The sequence below is a fragment of the uncultured Planococcus sp. genome, from assembly GCF_947501725.1.
Taxonomy (GTDB): Bacteria; Bacillota; Bacilli; order Bacillales_A; family Planococcaceae; genus Planococcus; species Planococcus donghaensis_C.
In genome coordinates this window covers 172,309-191,900 of sequence record NZ_CANMXD010000010.1, presented here as the reverse complement: position 1 = coordinate 191,900, position 19,592 = coordinate 172,309, and the positions used below count along the sequence as shown (strand labels likewise).

General features: G+C 44.3%; 17 protein-coding genes. 10 read left to right on the top strand and 7 right to left on the bottom strand.

Annotated elements, in window-relative coordinates; all coding sequences use genetic code 11:
• Window positions 1-871: 871 nt before the first annotated feature.
• The 7 genes from gyrA to dnaA all read right to left on the bottom strand — a co-directional run bounded on the left by gyrA (window position 872) and on the right by dnaA (window position 9,780).
• On the bottom strand, window positions 872-3,454 hold the full coding sequence (gene gyrA, locus Q0785_RS15360; protein ID WP_298831739.1) for a DNA gyrase subunit A: 2,583 nt from the start codon (window positions 3,452-3,454) through the stop codon (window positions 872-874).
• 30 nt (window positions 3,455-3,484) lie between these two features.
• Complete coding sequence (gene gyrB / locus Q0785_RS15355; RefSeq protein ID WP_223643386.1) at window positions 3,485-5,407, bottom strand: DNA topoisomerase (ATP-hydrolyzing) subunit B; 1,923 nt, start codon at window positions 5,405-5,407, stop codon at window positions 3,485-3,487.
• Between the two features lie 55 nt (window positions 5,408-5,462).
• Window positions 5,463-5,672, bottom strand: coding sequence for a hypothetical protein (locus Q0785_RS15350; protein WP_223643313.1), 210 nt, complete (start codon window positions 5,670-5,672; stop codon window positions 5,463-5,465).
• A gap of 6 nt (window positions 5,673-5,678) precedes the next feature.
• Complete coding sequence (gene recF / locus Q0785_RS15345) at window positions 5,679-6,791, bottom strand: DNA replication/repair protein RecF (protein WP_298831735.1); 1,113 nt, start codon at window positions 6,789-6,791, stop codon at window positions 5,679-5,681.
• Entirely contained in the window at window positions 6,781-7,020 is a 240-nt protein-coding gene (gene yaaA, locus Q0785_RS15340) for a S4 domain-containing protein YaaA (protein WP_263298735.1), read from the bottom strand. Before yaaA ends, recF begins: the two co-directional genes overlap by 11 nt.
• Before the next feature lie 106 nt (window positions 7,021-7,126).
• Window positions 7,127-8,263 carry a DNA polymerase III subunit beta gene (gene dnaN / locus Q0785_RS15335; RefSeq protein WP_298831728.1) on the bottom strand — a complete coding sequence of 379 codons (1,137 nt, stop codon included), beginning with the start codon at window positions 8,261-8,263 and terminating at the stop codon, window positions 7,127-7,129.
• A 173-nt stretch (window positions 8,264-8,436) separates the two neighbouring features.
• Window positions 8,437-9,780 (bottom strand): chromosomal replication initiator protein DnaA, encoded by a 1,344-nt coding sequence (gene dnaA / locus Q0785_RS15330; protein WP_223643319.1) that lies wholly within the window; start codon window positions 9,778-9,780, stop codon window positions 8,437-8,439.
• A 490-nt stretch (window positions 9,781-10,270) separates the two neighbouring features.
• Here dnaA and rpmH point away from each other — a divergent pair, with 490 nt between their 5' ends.
• The 10 genes from rpmH to Q0785_RS15280 all read left to right on the top strand — a co-directional run bounded on the left by rpmH (window position 10,271) and on the right by Q0785_RS15280 (window position 19,480).
• Complete coding sequence (gene rpmH, locus Q0785_RS15325; protein WP_038705267.1) at window positions 10,271-10,408, top strand: 50S ribosomal protein L34; 138 nt, start codon at window positions 10,271-10,273, stop codon at window positions 10,406-10,408.
• Between the two features lie 81 nt (window positions 10,409-10,489).
• Window positions 10,490-10,831: a ribonuclease P protein component gene (gene rnpA, locus Q0785_RS15320; RefSeq protein ID WP_298831684.1), complete on the top strand. Its 342-nt coding sequence runs from the start codon at window positions 10,490-10,492 to the stop codon at window positions 10,829-10,831.
• A gap of 60 nt (window positions 10,832-10,891) precedes the next feature.
• On the top strand, window positions 10,892-11,671 hold the full coding sequence (gene yidC / locus Q0785_RS15315; RefSeq protein ID WP_298831681.1) for a membrane protein insertase YidC: 780 nt from the start codon (window positions 10,892-10,894) through the stop codon (window positions 11,669-11,671).
• Window positions 11,668-12,408, top strand: coding sequence for an RNA-binding cell elongation regulator Jag/EloR (jag, locus tag Q0785_RS15310; RefSeq protein WP_298831678.1), 741 nt, complete (start codon window positions 11,668-11,670; stop codon window positions 12,406-12,408). Before yidC ends, jag begins: the two co-directional genes overlap by 4 nt.
• Window positions 12,409-12,677: 269 nt before the next feature.
• Window positions 12,678-14,063 (top strand): tRNA uridine-5-carboxymethylaminomethyl(34) synthesis GTPase MnmE, encoded by a 1,386-nt coding sequence (gene mnmE / locus Q0785_RS15305; protein WP_298831675.1) that lies wholly within the window; start codon window positions 12,678-12,680, stop codon window positions 14,061-14,063.
• Between the two features lie 22 nt (window positions 14,064-14,085).
• Window positions 14,086-15,975 (top strand): tRNA uridine-5-carboxymethylaminomethyl(34) synthesis enzyme MnmG, encoded by a 1,890-nt coding sequence (mnmG, locus tag Q0785_RS15300; protein ID WP_298831673.1) that lies wholly within the window; start codon window positions 14,086-14,088, stop codon window positions 15,973-15,975.
• Between the two features lie 94 nt (window positions 15,976-16,069).
• Window positions 16,070-16,783, top strand: a complete 714-nt coding sequence (rsmG, locus tag Q0785_RS15295) for a 16S rRNA (guanine(527)-N(7))-methyltransferase RsmG (protein ID WP_298831670.1) — start codon at window positions 16,070-16,072, stop codon at window positions 16,781-16,783.
• An 88-nt stretch (window positions 16,784-16,871) separates the two neighbouring features.
• The gene (gene noc, locus Q0785_RS15290) at window positions 16,872-17,738 is read left to right on the top strand and encodes a nucleoid occlusion protein (protein WP_298831668.1); all 867 of its coding nucleotides are present in this window, start codon (window positions 16,872-16,874) and stop codon (window positions 17,736-17,738) included.
• A gap of 154 nt (window positions 17,739-17,892) precedes the next feature.
• Complete coding sequence (locus tag Q0785_RS15285; protein WP_006830554.1) at window positions 17,893-18,654, top strand: AAA family ATPase; 762 nt, start codon at window positions 17,893-17,895, stop codon at window positions 18,652-18,654.
• Complete coding sequence (locus tag Q0785_RS15280; protein ID WP_298831665.1) at window positions 18,647-19,480, top strand: ParB/RepB/Spo0J family partition protein; 834 nt, start codon at window positions 18,647-18,649, stop codon at window positions 19,478-19,480. The genes Q0785_RS15285 and Q0785_RS15280 overlap by 8 nt, the downstream gene beginning before the upstream one ends.
• Window positions 19,481-19,592 lie beyond the last annotated feature (112 nt).

Below are 19,592 nucleotides of genomic sequence, written 5' to 3'. Positions count from 1 at the left end.
GATTGCTCAAATACTTGCTGGCGTACCGTGGTCCGAAGACGCACGGTTCGCTTGTGATCTGCATGCGCTGATCAGTAGTTTTGCGCGGGCCGTTTTGCGCGGCCGTTGCTGTTTGTTGACGTTTTGCTGTTCAGTTTTCAAGGTTCAAGTTGTTTGCCGCGCTCATTGGCGACTCAACTAATATACCATGCTTAACATATAAGAGTCAACACTTTATGCAAATAAACTTCAAGTTTATAAGAAATACTTTTATTGAGATGAGAAACGTCCAAAGCTTCTCTATGAAACAACAGCCCTAACCTGCCTTGCAAAAGAACCTTTTTCTCTTCACAAGCCAAATTGCGGCATCCTATGAACACTTGCGCAGGTACGTAAACTACCTGCAATAAAGGCAGCACTTTATAGCCTGCGAAACAGCTCGGCCGCGAGCAGGCTCTGAAGATTCTGAAGACCGCCGCCTCAAGCGTCTGTGCGGAACCCAGCAAAAGCAAAACGGTCTAAGCTAAGCTTCGCGCTTTTTTTGAGACAAAGAAAATATGCAGAGGTGCCGAAAGATGACGTGCACCTTCACGTCAGAACAGAATGTATCCATGCTGCAGCAGACTCTCTTCTATATAAGGAATATCCGGCTTTACAATTATGGTGGATAAGAAATCACCCCAAAGAAAAATCCGCAAGAAATTTCCCAGACCCGCAGCCACTCATTAGCTTTCAAACTCTCTGGTGTACTCCGCGATTTCTTAAAGCCGCACAAGTTCCTTCGCTCCAAGAAGACCATCCCTGAATTCTGCATCCCATAATCAATTCTCTGCTGAAATTTCTCCATAAAAAAAGCCCGCTGAATATTTATCAGCGGGCTGCGAGTTCGTTCTTATTCTTCGTCTTCTTCTGGAGTTTCTTCTATATCATCAATCTTCTCGTCAGCAACGACATCTGCTTCTTCGTAGACATCTGCTTCAGCGCTTTCTTCGATCAATTTCTTTTCGACATCTTCTTCAAGTTCTTCCAACTCTTCAGGGATATCGATATCTTTCTTGACTTTAGCCACAGTAGCCACGATCTCATCCTCACCGAGACGAATCAAACGAACGCCTTGTGTGCTTCTGCCTGTTGTTGAAATATCATTGACGTCCATGCGGATCAAAATTCCGTTAACAGTAATCAGCATGATATCTTCTGTTCCGTTAATCGTTCTAACAGCAACAAGCGGTCCATTCTTGTCGGTGATCTGGCAGGTCTTGATTCCCATACCGCCACGTGATTGAACCCGATATTCGGATTCTTTCGTCTGTTTTCCGTATCCTTTTTCCGTGATGACCAATACATTGTCGTTAGGATCTAAAATCTCCATGCCGACCACTGCATCTCCATCACGGAGACGGATGCCCCGGACTCCACTGGCTGTTCGGCCCATGCTGCGAATATCCGTTTCAGGGAATCTGATCAACGCACCGTTTCTTGTACCGATGACCATTTCCTTACTGCCGTCTGTCAACTTGACTGAAATCAGTTCGTCTTCTTCGCGAAGGCTGATGGCAATCAAACCGTTTTGGCGGATGTTGGCGTAGTTCGTCACAGGCGTCCGTTTGCTGATGCCTTCGCGTGTTGTAAAGAAGAAGAAAGCATCTTCTTTGAACTCGTCGACGCGTATAACAGCTGTCACTTTCTCTTCCTTGCTGATTTCCAACAGGTTGACCAGCGGCAAGCCTTTGGCAGTCCGGCCGTATTCAGGAATCTGATATCCTTTTTTACGGTAGACTTTTCCTTTATTGGTAAAGAACAGAATTGTGTCGTGAGTGGACGTGTACAGTAAATGTTCTACGAAATCGTCTTCGTTGGTGCCCATTCCCTGCACTCCGCGTCCGCCGCGTTTTTGGCTGCGGTAAGTATTGGCCGGCAAACGTTTGATATAGCCGTTATGTGTAAGCGTCAATACAGATGCTTCCACTGGAATCAAATCTTCATCTTCGAACATTTCTGCTCCGCCGGTCGTAATTTCCGTTCTCCGTTTATCGCTGAATCGCTCTTTGATTTCAAGCATTTCTTCCTGAATAATTTCAAGGATGCGGTATTCATTCGCCAGAATCTCTCTAAGATCGTCAATCAATTTCACCAGACCTAGATATTCTTCCTCGATCTTATCCCGCTCCAAACCAGTCAAGCGCTGCAGACGCATATCTAAAATCGCTTGGGATTGGCGTTCAGACAGATTAAAATCGGTCATCAAACCATTGCGTGCTTGTTCAGCAGTCTGTGATCCACGGATCAAGGCGATAATGGCATCGATATGATCCAATGCAATACGCAAGCCTTCCAGAATATGTGCGCGGTCTTCCGCTTTGGTCAGTTCGAATTGTGTACGGCGGCGAATCACCACTTTTTGGTGTTCCAGGTAATGGAATAGGATTTCTTTTAAACCAAGAACTTTTGGATGGCCGTCTACTAGTGCCAGCATATTGATGCCGAAACTTGTTTGCATTGCAGTTTGTTTGTATAAATTATTCAATAATACACTTGCACTCGCATCTCTGCGCACTTCAATAACGATACGCATACCGTTGCGGTCTGACTCATCTCGAAGGTCCGTGATGCCGTCGATCCGCTTATCACGAACAAGCTCGGCGATCTTTTCAATCAATCGGGCTTTATTTACCTGATAAGGGATTTCGTTGACGATAATGACTTCTTTGCCGTTGGCTTTTGTCTCGATATCGACTACCGAACGGACCATAATCGAACCTTTACCCGTTTCATAAGCACGGCGAATACCGCTGCGGCCAAGAATGATGCCGCCAGTCGGGAAATCAGGTCCCGGGATGAATTCCATAAGCTCTTCAGTGGTGATTGCCGGGTTTTCAGCCAATGCCAAAACAGCATCAATAGTTTCACCCAAATGGTGAGGTGGAATATTGGTAGCCATACCAACTGCGATGCCTGAAGTTCCGTTCACCAATAAATTCGGGAAACGGCTCGGCAAAACAACCGGCTCTTTTTCCTGGCCATCGTAGTTGTCTCTATAATCAATTGTATTTTTGTTCAAATCACGGAGCAATTCCATGGAAATCTTCGACATTTTAGATTCAGTGTACCGCATCGCAGCAGCTGAATCGCCATCAACAGATCCAAAGTTTCCATGTCCATCCACCAGCATATAGCGGTAGCTGAAATCCTGTGCCATGCGGACCATGGTTTCATAAACAGCTGTATCACCGTGTGGATGATATTTACCAATAACATCTCCGACGATACGCGCCGATTTTTTATAGCCTTTGTCTGCAGTAATCCCTAAATCGTACATTGCATAAAGAATACGGCGATGGACAGGTTTTAATCCATCACGCACATCCGGTAAGGCACGGGATACGATAACGCTCATCGCGTAATCCAAAAACGAAGTCCGCATTTCCGTACTTATATTTATTTCTTCAACACCACTGCTAGGCCGTTCAGCCATACCCGCAGCCTCCTCTCAACTCTATATCACTTAAACGTCCAGATTTTTAACGTATTTCGCATTTTCTTCGATAAAGTTACGGCGTGGTTCGACGTCGTCCCCCATTAGAATATGGAAAGTTTCATCCGCTACCATCGCATCGTTTAATGTTACCTGGAGCAATGTCCGGACGTCCGGATCCATTGTCGTGTCCCATAGTTGTGTAGCGTTCATTTCTCCAAGCCCTTTATACCGCTGAATATTCGGTTTCGGTGTCGGAGATAATTTTTCAAGTGCATCTTTTAATTGTTGATCTGTATAAACATAATCCACGTGCTTGCCTTGTTTGATTTGGAACAATGGCGGCTGGGCAATATAAATATAGCCTGCTTCAAGCAATGGGCGCATGTAACGGAAGAAGAATGTCAACAGCAAGGTGCGGATATGGGCACCATCAACATCGGCATCGGTCATGATGACGACTTTATGGTAGCGTGCTTTTTCCAGATTGAATTCTTCGCCGATCCCTGTGCCAAGTGCTGTAATGATGTTGCGGATTTCAGCGTTGGTGAGGATCCGGTCAAGACGGGCTTTTTCAACGTTCAGGATTTTCCCTCGAAGCGGCAAAATAGCCTGGAAATGACGATCACGGCCTGATTTTGCAGAACCGCCGGCTGAGTCACCCTCAACGATATAAATTTCACTGACTTTCGGATCGCGTGATGAACAATCAGCCAGTTTACCCGGAAGGCTGGATACTTCTAATACAGACTTACGGCGCGTGAATTCACGGGCTTTTTTAGCAGCCATCCGCGCATGGGAAGCCATAATTCCTTTTTCAACGATTTTTCGCGAAACGGAAGGATTCTCCAATAAGAACCGCTCAAATCCGCCAGAGAATAAATTATTGACGATGGTGCTGACTTCCGTATTACCTAATTTGGTTTTTGTCTGGCCTTCAAATTGAGGATCCGGATGCTTTACAGAGATGATTGCAGTCAGACCTTCGCGCACATCGTCTCCGGTCAAGTTAAGATCCTGTTCTTTCAGCATGCCATTTTTCCGGCCATAATCATTAATGACACGGGTCAAAGCGGTCTTAAAGCCGGATTCATGCGTTCCGCCTTCGTGGGTATTGATGTTATTGGCGAATGAGAAGATATTTGCTGCATAGCCCGCATTGTACTGCATCGCTACTTCAACGGTGATGCCTTCTCTTTCAGCTTCAACAAAGATCGCTTCTTCATGAAGGGGATCTTTTGTTTTATTCAGGTGTTCAACATATGACTTGATGCCGCCTTCGAAATGATAGACTTTCTCTTTTTCTTCGCCTTCGCGCTCATCTCTTGCGATAATTCTCAAACCGCGGTTCAAATAAGCAAGTTCACGCAGACGATGATCCAGGAGGTCAAATTCGTAGACCGTAGTTTCCGTAAAGATTTCTGCATCGGCTTTAAAACGGATAGTCGTCCCCGTATTTTCTGAATCCCCGATCACACGCAGATCTTCTGTTACCGCTCCACGCTCAAATTTGATGTAATGTCGTTTGTCATCACGGTTTACAAATACCTCTGTCGTTTCAGACAAGGCATTCACTACAGAAGCGCCTACCCCATGAAGGCCGCCGGATACTTTATAGCCGCCGCCGCCGAATTTACCGCCTGCGTGCAGTACTGTCATAATGACTTCAACTGCCGGACGCCCCATCTTCTCCTGCATGCCGACCGGAATTCCGCGTCCGTTGTCTTCCACTCGAATCCAGTTGTCCGGTTCAATCGTTACTTGAATTTCAGTGCAATGACCGGCCAATGCTTCATCTATACTATTATCGACGATTTCCCAAACCAAATGGTGAAGCCCTCTTGAGCCCGTAGAACCGATATACATCCCTGGTCTTTTACGAACAGCTTCCAATCCTTCCAACACTTGAATCTGACTAGCTTCATACGATTCCTGTAGACCTTTTTCTTCCATAGCCATTCCATTCACCTGCTCTTTCTTACGCATTTCTTACTTCGATCCTGCATATTCATAATCTATTTTCTTCTATTTTTTTCATGATCGCCTGTGTCCGATAAGGGGAACCGTAGATGAAATCTTCGGTCACCACTAAAGATTTTACGGATTCCACAGGAACAAGCAGCCGCACAAAAGCAGCCGGCATCTTATTTTCATATTGAATGACGGCTATAATGTCGGCTATTGGGAGAATTTGTGCTGCTCCAATCTGGATATACACACATTTTCACTCCTTGACTGTCCCTTCGGAAACCTCAAAAAGACGGGCACTTTGAATCGTTTCATGCTGGATGCCTTCAACACTCGTGGTCGTGACAAAAGTCTGCACGGATCCTTTAATCGTATTTAGTAGATGGGACTGCCTGTAATCATCCAATTCGGAAAGTACGTCGTCCAGCAACAACACCGGTGCTTCTCCGACTTCCTGTTTGATCAGCTCAATTTCGGCTAATTTCAAGGACAGTGCCGTAGTGCGCTGCTGTCCTTGCGAACCATAGGTCTGCACATCGTAGCCATTGACGAAGAATTGAAGTTCGTCGCGATGCGGACCGACAAGGGTCACTCCGCGTTCAATCTCACGTTTGCGCACTTCTATCAGTTTCTGCTCTAAAAAAGACGCCATTTCTTCAGGCGTCCATTCAGGCTTTAAACCGCTGATCGGTTGATAGCGGATTTGAAGTTGTTCCAGCCCCCGGGAAATGCCGTGATGGATCGGTTCAGCCCATTTTTGCAAAAGTTCCATGAACTGATACCGCTTACGGATGATTTTGACAGCCGATTCGATGAATTGTTCTGTGTAGACATCGAACATGACGTCATTGATTGTTTGCTTCCCATAATGTTGCTTCAATATATGATTTCTTTGTTTGAGGAGTTTTTGATAAGTGACCAAATCATGCAGATAAACCGGAGAGATCTGCCCAATTTCCATATCGATGAAACGTCTGCGCACTTGTGGACTCCCTTTGACAAGGTGCAAGTCTTCAGGGGCAAACATGACGACATTCAATTGGCCAATATAATCACTCAGCCTGCGTTGCTCCAAATGATTGACTTTTGCTTTCTTCCCTTTTTTTGACAAGGTTATTTCAAGGGGCAGTTTGCCGTATTTACGGTAAACATCAGCTTTTATTTTACCATATTCAGCGTCCCAGCGTATCAATTCCTTGTCATTCGAAGTGCGATGTGATTTTGCCATGGATAAAACATACAGAGATTCCATGACATTGGTCTTGCCTTGTGCATTTTCTCCTATAAAGACATTGATCTCTGGAGAAAAATTCAATTCTAGCGATTCGTAGTTCCGATAATTGACAAGCTCAAGGCGGTCAATCCGCATCGAAGCTCATGCCTTCAGCCGTCACGATACGAAAATCTCCAAACCCTGGAATATTTACGAGATCATTTGGACGCAGCTTGCGGCCTCTGCGGTTTTCAGCCTCGCCATTTACAAAAACTTCATGCTCACCCAAAAACCACTTGGCCATTCCGCCTGAACTTATTGTATCCGTCATCTTCAACAATTGCCCAAGTGTTATATATTCAGTCTCAATCCCGATTTCTCTCAAAATGCACTCATCCTTCGATTCATAGTCTATCCCTCTATTTTACCCTATTTTAGCTAAAAAGTAAAAAGGATAGCCTATATGGCTATCCTGAGGGTCTGTTTTAATTTTAATATGTTCGGACAGGAAGAATCAGCTGCAAAATCGAATCATCCAATGCTGATTTCAAGATGAATGGACGCATCGCCCCAGTAAACTGGATAACGACATCTTGTCCGTCGATCGCTTTTAATGCATCCATCATAAATTTGGCACTGAAAGAGATTTTCAGCTCTTCGCCTTCGATGCTTTGTGCCTGAAGCTGTTCTTCCACTTTCCCGACTTCCGGTGAGTTGGAAGAAACTTCGACTTCGTTGCCGGCATTCGCTGAAAAACGCACCACGTTATTGCGTTCTTCTCTAGCCAATAGAGATGCCCGGTCAATTGCCTGAAGAAGTGATCGGCCGTTTACGGTCACCGTTGTCTTGTATTCTGAAGGGATGAGTCGGCTTGTATCCGGATAGTTGCCTTCTAATAGACGGGAAAAGAAAAGGATGTGTTTGGATTTGAATAAAACCTGCTGGTTGGTCATGACGATTTCGACTGCTTCAGAAGTATCATCCAGGATCTTGTTCAATTCGGTCAAGCTTTTCCCAGGAATTACAACGCTGTATTCCCCTTCCGGCAAAGTTTCCAGTTTGGTTTTACGGCGTGCTAAACGGTGGCTGTCAGTTGCAACACAAACCAGCTCCCCGTCTTTTACTTCCCAGTGGACACCTGTCAATACAGGGCGTGTCTCAGAACTTGATACAGCAAAAACAGTTTCACGGTTGATGGTTTTCAATAGATCGGCAGGAATCGTGAACAATCGATCGTCTTGAATGTCCGGCAATTGTGGATAATCCATTGCATCCAATCCGATCAAATGGAATTCGGACTTCCCTGAACGGATATGGGTCTGGAAATTCCCTGTGATTTCAATTTCAACATCATTGGTCGGTAATTTACGGATGATCTCTCCAAATACTTTTGCTTGAAGAACAATACTTCCTCCATCTGTTACCTGGATGATCTGTTCCCCATCTTCTTCAGCAGGAATGAATGTCTGGATCGTGATATCAGAATCACTTCCTGTCAATCTCATCCCCTCAGAAGAAACATCCATTTTAATTCCCGTTAAGATCGGAATCGTCGTTTTTGAACTTACTGCTTTCATTACATCGTTTAATCCTTCAACTAATCGCTCACGCTTTATCTCGAATTTCATTCTCGAACCTCGCTTATATATATATTTTATTTAAGGGCTTTTAAAGTAATAGTAGTAGTAGGGGCTGTGAATATGTGGATAAGCCCTCTGAAGTCAATAAAAGCAGCTTATCCACATGTAGACAGTCTGTGCATAAACTGCTTGCTTATTTATTGGGTTATCCACAGCCGATTTTACTTGCCAAGCGCACTTTTGATGTCCTTGACGTCCTGCTGGAGCTGCTGATTGTCTTTCAGCATTTTGGAAATCTTATCGTGCGCGTGAATAACGGTCGTATGGTCACGTCCACCAAATTCCTCGCCAATTTTAGGCAGGGAGAAATCGGTCATTTCACGTGACAGGTACATCGCTACTTGGCGCGGATAAGCAATATCCTTGGTGCGGCGTTTTGTTTTAAAATCTTCCAATTTGACATTGAATTGGTCGCCGACTGCGTTTTGGATGTCCAAAATCGTAATGACCTTCGGTTTTGAATTCGGCATGATGTCTTTTAAAGCTTCTGCAGCCAATTCGGCGCTCATATCACGGTTGATCAAAGAGGAATAAGCCACAACGCGGATCAATGCCCCTTCAAGTTCACGGATATTCGAATCGATGGAATTGGCAATATAGGTCATGACATCGTTCGGAATATCCAGACCATCCGCTTTTGCTTTTTTGCGTAGAATCGCAATCCGGGTTTCCAGATCAGGGGGTGTAATATCCGTGATCAGGCCCCATTCAAAGCGGGAGCGGAGGCGATCTTCCAATGTTGGGATCTCTTTTGGAGGCCGGTCACTGGAAATGATGATCTGTTTGGATTCTTCATGCAGCGTATTGAATGTATGGAAGAACTCTTCCTGCGTCTGCTCTTTGCCTGCCAAAAATTGAATATCATCGATCAGGAGGATGTCGACACCCCTGTATTTGTCACGGAATTCACCCGTCTTATTATCGCGGATCGAGTTGATGAATTCATTTGTAAATTTCTCCGAAGACAAGTAAACCACTTTGGCGTTCGGATTGTGTTCGAGGACGTAATGTCCGATTGCATGCATTAGATGTGTCTTGCCAAGTCCTACTCCCCCATAGATAAACAGCGGGTTATAAGCTTTTGCTGGCGCTTCGGCCACGGCCAAAGAGGCGGCATGGGCGAAGCGGTTGCCTGAACCAATTACAAATGTATCGAAAGTGTATTTAGGATTCAGCATGCCAGGCAAAAACTCTTGCTGCTGGTCTTGCCCCGGTTTAATGCGAGGCGCAGGGAGTTGAAAATCATCCATATCCTGATCTTTGGGCACAACAAATTTGATCATCATATCATCGCCGGTGGAATCTGATAAGATTCCGGTAATCAAGTGCACGTAATGGTTTTCCAACCAATCACGGGCAAAGGAATTCGGCGCTGAAATGGTGACTGTATCATCCTGGTAGGATAAAAGTTTTGTCGATTTTAACCACGTTTCAAAACTTGGTTTGGAGATTTTAGTTTCAACTTGTGCTAAGACACTCGACCAAAGTTCGTCTAAGTGTTCCAATAGCTCTTCTCCTTTATATATAACGATATTTTATAGTATATCATACACAAAATCACAGCTTGTGGATAACATTCATAAACAGGGTGGTGAATAACTGTCCACACCTTACCCACAATTTGTGGATAACTTATTTAGGTTGAAAACTATTAACAAGTGAAAACAAGTTAATGTTACCAAAAAAGAATAGACAATACAAGAAGTTCTTTGAGTTATCCACACATCTTTTTTTGTTCACACAGGAACTATCCACAAGGGGTTTGTATGTTAAAAAACTGTAGATAAGGCTTGTGGATAATTATTTTTCGAAAAAAAACAATACACAGGTCACGCAGGGATAAGAAAAGGAATTGTGCATAACTCGAGAACAGGAGAAGAAGGAGATCGAGAGAGGTTTTACAATAAGATATTGACATTTATACCCGCGCGCCCTTATAATAGTCGAGACTGTCTTTAGAAAAATAGTTGACTCTTATTATAGGAGGTGTCACATATGACATTGCGCACATACCAACCAAATACACGCAAACACAGCAAAGTACACGGCTTCAGAGCACGTATGAGCACAAAAAACGGACGCAGAATAATAGCTGCACGCCGTCGTAAAGGAAGAAAAGTATTATCAGCTTAAGTCCACTGACCGCATCAGTGGTCTTTTTTTCTTTTCTGCAGCATTTTCAGCAGAGAAGCATTAAAATAAGCAGGTGAATGAATGAACAAGCACCAACGGATCAAGAAGAACAAAGAGTTTCAGCAGATATTTAAAAAAGGAAAGTCCTTTGCGAACCGGCAGTTCATCGTTTATGTAATGAAAAATGAGCAGCCCGAATTCCGCCTGGGATTATCCGTCAGCAAAAAAGTAGGAAATGCAGTAGCACGCAACCGCATTAAACGTTATATCCGCCAAACTTTCTTGGAATTGAAAGATGATTTATTGCCGAATGCGGATTACATTATCATCGCCCGACCACAGGCGGCCAGTTTGGATTTTCACGAAAGCAAGAAAAGCCTTGAACATGTTTTGAAAATTGCACGTGCATTGCCGAAGAAGTAGAAGGCCATGCAGAATAGATGTTATTATAGAAGTAATTGAAATTAGTTTGGGGGAAGAAGGGTGAATAAGAAATTAGTTTTACTTATTTCACTGATTGCAGTGACATTGCTGCTTGCTGGCTGTACGGAGTTTGATCAGCCGATCAGTGACCAGAGTGAAGGGTTTTGGAATAAGTTTATCGTTTGGCCATTGGTGTCAGCTATCACATACTTCAAAGACTTATTGGGAACTTACGGTTTCGGGATTATCGCTGTTACGATCATCATCCGATTGGTGATGCTGCCATTGATGGTCAAGCAGACGAAAAGTTCAAAACGTATGCAGGAAGTGCAGCCTGAACTTGTTAAACTGAAAGAAAAGTACAAGTCGAAAGACGCTGTCACGCAGCAGAAATACCAAAAAGAAATGATGGCGTTGTTCCAGGAAAAAGGCGTCAATCCGATGGCGGGTTGTTTGCCGGTTTTGATTCAAATGCCTGTGTTGATCGGGTTTTATCACGCGATTAGCCGTATGAACAGCACACCTGAAATCGATTTGGGTGCATTTCTTATTTTTCCGCTGGCAGAACCAAGCATCATTTTAGCGGTTATCGCCGGTTTGATGCAATTCGTCGTTTTGCGTACTGGACCAGCAATGGACAATCCTCAAATGAAGATCATGATGTACTTCATGCCGGTTATGATCATTGGATTCGGTATTGTTTTACCGTCTGCGTTGACGCTCTACTGGGTTATCGGAAACATCATTTCACTTATCCAAAACCTGGTCATTTACCGTCCATGGGAGAAAAAAGAGGTACAGCAACCTGTTAAAACGAAAGCAGGAGGGGTTAAAAAGTGAAACAGATTACGCAAACGGGTACAACTGTTGAAAACGCGATATCTGAAGCATTAGAAAAACTCCAAGTTACACGTGAAGAAGTAGACATCAAGGTTATTCAGGAAGAGAAAAAAGGTTTTTTCGGCTTTGGTGCCAAAAAAGCAGAAGTTGAAATTACTGTAATTGAAAAAACACCTCTTCCTGAAACAGAAAAAACAGCAGAAAATATTGTTGAAGTACCGGAAAAGTCCGAAATTTCACCTGAAAAAGAGGGACAAGAGGAAGAAATTCCTGCTGTCTCCAATGAACAGGCGATCCAAGAGACAAAAAATTACATTCAATCAATTGCTGAAGGCATGAAAATTGAAGATTTATCGATTACACATGAACAACGTGGTAAAAAAGTGAATTTTTATTTGGAAAGCGAGAAAGTAGCCATGCTGATCGGCAAACGGGGGCAAACCTTGAATTCCCTTCAGCAATTAGCTCAACTTGTGGCCAATAAATATTCAAACCAGTTCATGATGGTTCAATTGGACGCTGAGAATTACCGGGAACGCCGCCAGGAGACGCTGGAGCAATTGGCAGATCGGATGGCGGACAAAGCGATTCGGACAGGCGGACGTGTGCAATTCGAACCGATGCCGTCCTACGAACGAAAAGTCATTCACCAAGCCTTATCAAGGCGTTTGGATATCGATACGTATTCGGAGGGGAAAGATCCCAACCGTTATCTCGTGATTGAACCGCATAAATAAGTTGAAGCCCGCCGAGATGGTGGGCTTTTTTTGTACCGAATTGACGGAATTTATCAAAATGAAGTGCTGTGTCTTTTGATTTCAAGCGCTTTATGCTATTGTAGTATGTTAGAAAGCCATGTGCATTTACTGGTTGTCCACATGTGGACAACTTTTTTAAAGCAGAAAATAAAGTTATGAACATATATTTCAGTGAAGGGGCTGCTGCACGGCTTTGTTGGTTATCCACAAAGCAGGTGCTGCCGCTTTTCTTAAGAGGAGGGAACATCATGGATTTCGACACAATCGCTGCCATATCGACACCGAGCGGAGAAGGGGCAATCGCAATCGTCCGATTGAGCGGTCCGGAAGCTGTCGCTATTGCGGACAAACTATTCCGGGCTCCAAGCAACAAGGCGTTGGCTGCCCAAACTACCCATACTATCCATTACGGACATCTTGAAGATCCGGCGACAGGGGAAGTAGTGGAGGAAGTGATGGTCTCGCTCATGAAAGCGCCCAAAACATTCACGCGTGAAGACGTCATTGAAATCAATTGCCACGGCGGAATTGTTTCAGTCAACCGGGTATTGGAATTGGCGTTGCGCGCAGGAGCAAGACTTGCAGAGCCCGGCGAGTTCACCAAACGGGCATTTTTGAACGGCCGCATCGACCTGTCACAGGCAGAAGCGGTCATGGACCTGATTCGCGCGAAGACGGACCGCGCCATGGATGTTGCACTCAATCAGATGGAAGGGCGGCTGTCGAAGTTGATCGGCACGCTGCGACAGGCATTGCTGGAATCGATAGCCCAGATGGAAGTCAATATCGACTACCCGGAATATGACGACGTGGAGGAAATGACACGTCCGATCATGCTGGAAAAATCAAAATGGGTCCGTTCGGAAATCGAAAAATTGCTTCAGACATCCTCGCAAGGAAAAATCTTGAGAGAAGGGCTTTCTACCGTTATTTTGGGGCGTCCCAATGTCGGTAAATCTTCTCTATTGAACAGCCTTGTTCAGGAAAATAAAGCCATTGTCACAGAAATAGCGGGGACAACCCGTGATATAATAGAAGAATACGTAAATGTCCGCGGTGTTCCACTGCGTTTGGTTGATACCGCAGGAATTCGGGAAACAGAAGATATTGTCGAGCGGATCGGTGTTGAACGTTCACGAAAAGTACTGAAGGAAGCCGATTTGATTCTTTATGTCCTGAATTATGCAGAGGCACTCACTCCGGAAGATGAGCTTTTGTTTGAGGCCGTCAAAGATATGGACTATATTGTCGTTATCAATAAAACCGATTTGCCTCAGAAAATCGACCTGGAACAAGTGCAGAAACTGGCAGGCGATAAATTGCTGGTGACAACTTCTTTAATTGAAGAAGAAGGCATCGATCAGCTTGAAGAAGCCATTGCTGATCTGTTTTTCCAGGGAGAAATCGAAGCAGGGGACATGACTTATGTATCCAATGTGCGTCATATCGCTTTGTTGCATCAGGCACACCAAACCATTTCAGATGCCATTGGAGCTGCGGAAATGGAAGTTCCCGTAGATATGATTCAAATTGACGTCACCCGAACTTGGGAGATTCTTGGTGAAATTATTGGGGATACCGCAGATGATGGTCTCCTGAACCAATTATTCTCGCAGTTCTGTCTAGGGAAATAAAACTCGAAGGGAATGAACGGACATGCCACAATACGAAGCAGGCACGTTCGATGTCATCGTCGTAGGAGCCGGACATGCAGGAGCGGAAGCTGCTCTTGCATCGGCACGGATGGGCGCTAAAACGCTTGTTTTGACGATGAATCTGGATATGATCGCATTCATGCCATGCAACCCATCCATCGGTGGGCCAGCGAAAGGCATCGTTGTACGTGAAATTGACGCACTTGGCGGAGCCATGGGACGCGTTATCGATAAAACACACATTCAAATGAGAATGTTGAATACTGCTAAAGGACCGGCAGTACGCGCATTGCGTGCGCAAGCCGACAAAGTGCTCTATCAGCAGGAAATGAAACGCCTGATGGAAGAAGAACCGAATTTAACCTTGCATCAGGGGATAGCTGAAGAATTAGTTGTCGAAGACGGCAAGATTCAAGGATTGATCACACAAGTAGGGGGCATTTACCGTGCAAACTCAGTGGTCATCACAACCGGTACATTCCTGCGCGGTGAAGTCATCATCGGGGATCTGCGCTATTCAAGCGGGCCGAATAACCAGCAGCCGTCCATCAAATTGGCTGAAAATCTGGAGAAGCTCGGCTTTGAAACGGTTCGTTTTAAAACCGGGACACCGCCGCGTGTCAACAGCAACAGCATTGACTACAGCAAAACCGAAATTCAGCCAGGCGACGATGTGCCGCGCGCGTTCGGCCATGAAACTACTGAATACATCACCGACCAGCTGCCATGCTGGCTGACTTACACAAACGAAAAAACGCATCAGATAATAGATGATAATCTGCATTTGTCCCCGATGTATTCCGGCATGATCAAAGGAACCGGACCGCGCTATTGTCCATCGATTGAAGACAAGGTCGTCCGTTTCAATGATAAGCCGCGCCACCAGATCTTTCTGGAGCCGGAAGGCCGTAATACGCGTGAGGTTTACGTACAAGGCCTTTCAACCAGTTTGCCTGAACATGTGCAGCGGAAGCTCTTAGAATCGATTCCAGGGCTTGAGAAGGCTGAAATGATGCGTGCCGGTTATGCCATCGAATACGATGCCATCGTACCGACGCAATTATGGCCGACACTGGAGTCGAAACAGATAGAAAATCTTTATACGGCAGGGCAGATCAACGGAACTTCCGGCTACGAAGAAGCAGCCGGCCAGGGACTGATGGCCGGCATCAACGCAGCTGCGAAAGTGCTTGGCAAGGAAGAAGTCATCCTGAGCCGTTCGGATGCGTATATCGGCGTACTGATCGATGATTTGGTGACAAAAGGGACGAACGAACCTTACCGTCTGTTGACTTCCCGGGCAGAATACCGGTTATTGCTGCGCCACGACAATGCAGATATGCGTTTGACGGAACTGGCTTATGCAATCGGTATGATCAAGGAAGAGCGCTATGTGAAGTTCCTTGCGAAAAAAGACCGCATCGAAGAAGAAATCAAACGCTTGAGAAGCATTATGATCAAGCCGAATGAACTTACCCAGCAGGTGATCCGTGATGCAGGGGGCAGTGAATTGAAGGACGGCATTCGTGGAGCGGATCTGCTGAAACGCCCTGAAATGAACTACGATATGATTTCCCAGCTGACAACTTCGCTCGTGGACCTTGAAGACGAAGTAAAAGAGCAAGTTGAAATTCATATCAAATATGAAGGTTATATCGAAAAATCATTGCAGCAAGTCGATAAACTCAAAAAAATGGAAAACAAAAAAATTCCCGAGAATATCGATTACCATGCGATTTCAGGAATTGCGACTGAAGCCCGCGGCAAACTTGCAGAAGTTCGTCCATTGTCCATTGCACAGGCTTCCCGCATCTCCGGCGTAAATCCGGCTGACATATCCATCTTATTGGTGTATATTGAACAAGGAAAGATTGCGAAAATATCAGTTTGATCTTAAAGGCATAAGCTAGACAACAAAATGGGCTGGCTCACACCAGTCCATTTATCTTTTACATAGAAAACTATCAAAGAGGGAGGAAGCCAGTTTGAATGAACAACAGTTTAAAGATGCCCTCAGTGAAAAAGGGATCCTCTTGACCGAAGATCAGCTGGATCAGTTCCGGATCTACTACAAGGAATTGGTCGAATGGAATGAAAAGATGAACCTTACCGCAATCACAGAGCAACCAGCTGTTTACTTGAAACACTTCTATGACTCCATTACTGCAGCGTTTTATTTGGACTTTACAAAATCAATGAAGCTTTGTGACGTCGGTGCCGGTGCAGGATTCCCCAGTATCCCACTTAAAATCTGTTTTCCCCATATCGAAGTTACGATTGTGGATTCCTTGAACAAACGCATTCAGTTTCTGGAACATTTGAGCGGGGAACTTGGACTTACGAAAGTACAGTTCGTCCACTCGAGGGCAGAAGATTTTGGTCAGTCCAGTCACCGTGAAAGCTATGACTTAGTGACCGCACGTGCCGTAGCCCGTTTGTCAGTCCTGGCGGAATTATGTGTTCCTCTTGTTAAAAAAGGCGGAGTTTTTGCAGCCATGAAAGCTGCATCTGCAGCCGATGAGTTGGATGATGCAGAAAAAGCTTTGCAAAAGTTGGGTGTAAAGCTGGAAGCTGTCCATTCGTTCCTGTTGCCGATGGAAGAAAGTGAACGCTATATCCAAGTCTTTAAAAAGTTCAAAGAAACACCAAAGAAATACCCGCGGAAAGCTGGAGTTCCAAACAAGTCGCCAATCTCTTAATGTTTCACGTGAAACATTTTACTGCCAAGGGAATATGAGTGATAAAGATTCAGCAGCTAAGTGAGCTTGTAAAAGGTGGTGCTTGAGGATGAAAAGTCCTTTTTCACGTTTCTTCGGAGGCGGCGATAAAGCAAATGAGACAGCGAAGAAAGAAGCGGTTGAACACAAAACTTCAGAAGAAGTCATGAAATTGCCGCTCGACAAAATACATGCCAATAAATATCAACCTAGAACGGTTTTCGATCAAGAGAAGATTGAAGAATTAGCCAGGACCATCCATGTCCATGGAGTGATTCAACCGATTGTGGTGAGAAAGTCCGACAATGAAGGGGAATACGAAATCATTGCGGGAGAACGGCGTTTCCGTGCAATGAAATCACTTGATTGGACAGAAGTTCCAGCAATCATCCGGAACCTGAGCGACAAAGAAACGGCTTCTATTGCGTTAATCGAAAATCTTCAACGTGAAGAACTTACTTCTATAGAAGAGGCGCATGCCTATCAAAATCTATTGGAGATCCAAGAGATTACGCAGGAAGCATTGGCGCAGCGTCTTGGCAAAGGACAGTCCACAGTGGCCAATAAGCTGCGGCTGTTGAAACTGCCGGAAGAAATTCAGACTGCATTATTGAATAGATTGTTAACGGAACGGCATGCCAGAGCTCTTTTAAAGGTGAAAGATGCAGACCAGCAGAAAAAGCTGTTCGATGAAACCGTTGAAGAAAAATTAAATGTAAAGCAACTGGAAATGAAAGTGAGTAAATTGCTGACGACCGAACCAAAAAAGCCGAAAGCGCGTAGAAAAGCGGTCAGCCGGGACATGCGGATTGCGATGAACACCATTAAAGAATCATTGAATATGGTTTCCAAAAGCGGAATTGATTTGACTGCTGAAGAAGAGGAACATGAAGAATATTATCAAATCACTGTAAAAATTCCGAAAAAGAAATCATGAAGCGCTCTTTCCGTATGGAAAGAGCTTTTTTAATGCTTTGCCATCGTATTGTTGAAAAATTTTGATACAATAAGAAAATGGAAGCCTAATAGAATAGCTAAAACAACGGTTCCGCAGTAAAATGAAGAGAGTATCAAAGAAAGTTGGTGCAAGTGTGGGTAGAACTATTGCGATCGCCAATCAAAAGGGCGGCGTAGGAAAAACAACGTCTTCAGTGAACTTAAGTGCCTGCCTTGCTTATTTGGGCAAAAAAGTTCTGTTAATAGATATCGATCCTCAAGGAAATGCCACCAGTGGAGTGGGGGTAAACAAAGGGGATGTCGATCAATGCATCTACGAAGTTTTAATTGATGATGTAGATGTTAAAAGCACGATCATGGAAACAAAAGTAGAGAATTTACATGTGGTGCCTGCAACAATTTCCCTGGCAGGAGCTGAAATTGAATTGGTTTCCACCATTTCGAGAGAAGCCCGCCTGAAAAATGCCCTGGAAGAAGTCAAAGATATGTACGATTACATAATCATTGATTGTCCACCATCTTTGGGGTTGTTGACATTGAATTCATTGACAGCTTCAGATGCAATCATTATTCCAGTGCAATGTGAATACTATGCGTTAGAAGGACTAAGCCAATTATTAAGTACTATTCGCTTAGTGCAAAAGCATTTAAATCATGATTTAATGATTGATGGTGTGTTGTTGACCATGCTGGATGCCCGGACTAATTTGGGGATTCAAGTTATTGAAGAAGTGAAAAAGTACTTCCAGGACAAAGTCTATAAAACAATCATTCCAAGAAATGTGAGATTGAGCGAAGCACCAAGCCATGGAGAGCCAATTATCATCTATGATCCAAAATCCAGAGGCGCAGAAGTGTATTTAGAATTGGCGAAGGAAGTGATTCATAATGGCTAAAGGATTGGGAAAAGGCATTAACGCGCTGTTTCCGGGCGAAACAATCAACGAAGCGGATAAAGTAAACCAGATAAGCGTCGGCAAAATTGGAGCAAACCCATACCAGCCGCGTAAAATTTTCGACCAGGCAGCTTTAGAAGAATTGGCGGAATCCATTAAAGAACACGGGATTTTACAACCGATTGTTGTAAGGAAAAAAGGCGAAAAATATGAACTGGTCGTTGGCGAACGCCGTTTCCGTGCTGCAAAATTGATTAAATTAAAAGAAGTTCCGGCCATCATTAAAGAACTGACAGACCAACAGATGATGGAACTTGCTATATTAGAAAACCTTCAACGGGAAGATTTAACCCCGATTGAAGAAGCGGAAGCTTACCAGAAACTAATGGAAGCCCTGAATTTGACGCAAGAGCAACTTGCTTTCCGTTTAGGGAAAAGCCGGCCTCATATCGCCAACCATGTACGTTTGTTGGCTTTGCCTGAAAATGTGCGCACACTCATTTCCGATAAACAGTTGTCTATGGGGCATGGGCGGACGCTATTAGGCTTAAGAAGCAAAAAACTTATTCCTGAAACAGCAGAAAAAGTAGTTAAAGAAAATTTGAATGTTCGCCAGCTGGAGAATTTGGTGCAGCGTTTAAATGAAGATGTTCCACGTGAAACAATCGAGAAAAAGAAAGATCTTTTTATAGAAGAAAAACAATCGGAACTTCGAGATCGTTTTGGCACGAAAGTTCAAATCAAGAAAAACAAGAACAAAGGGAAGATAGAAATCGAGTTTTTCTCAGAAGACGATTTGGAACGGATTTTAGAGTTGCTAAGCTGACGAGTGCCTATTTCCCGGAAAAGGGAAATAGGTTCTGTTTTTGAGAAGTGAAATGCCAAAGGATATAAAAAGCGCTCGAAGAAAACGTTGAACTCTCCTTCAAAAGAGGGAG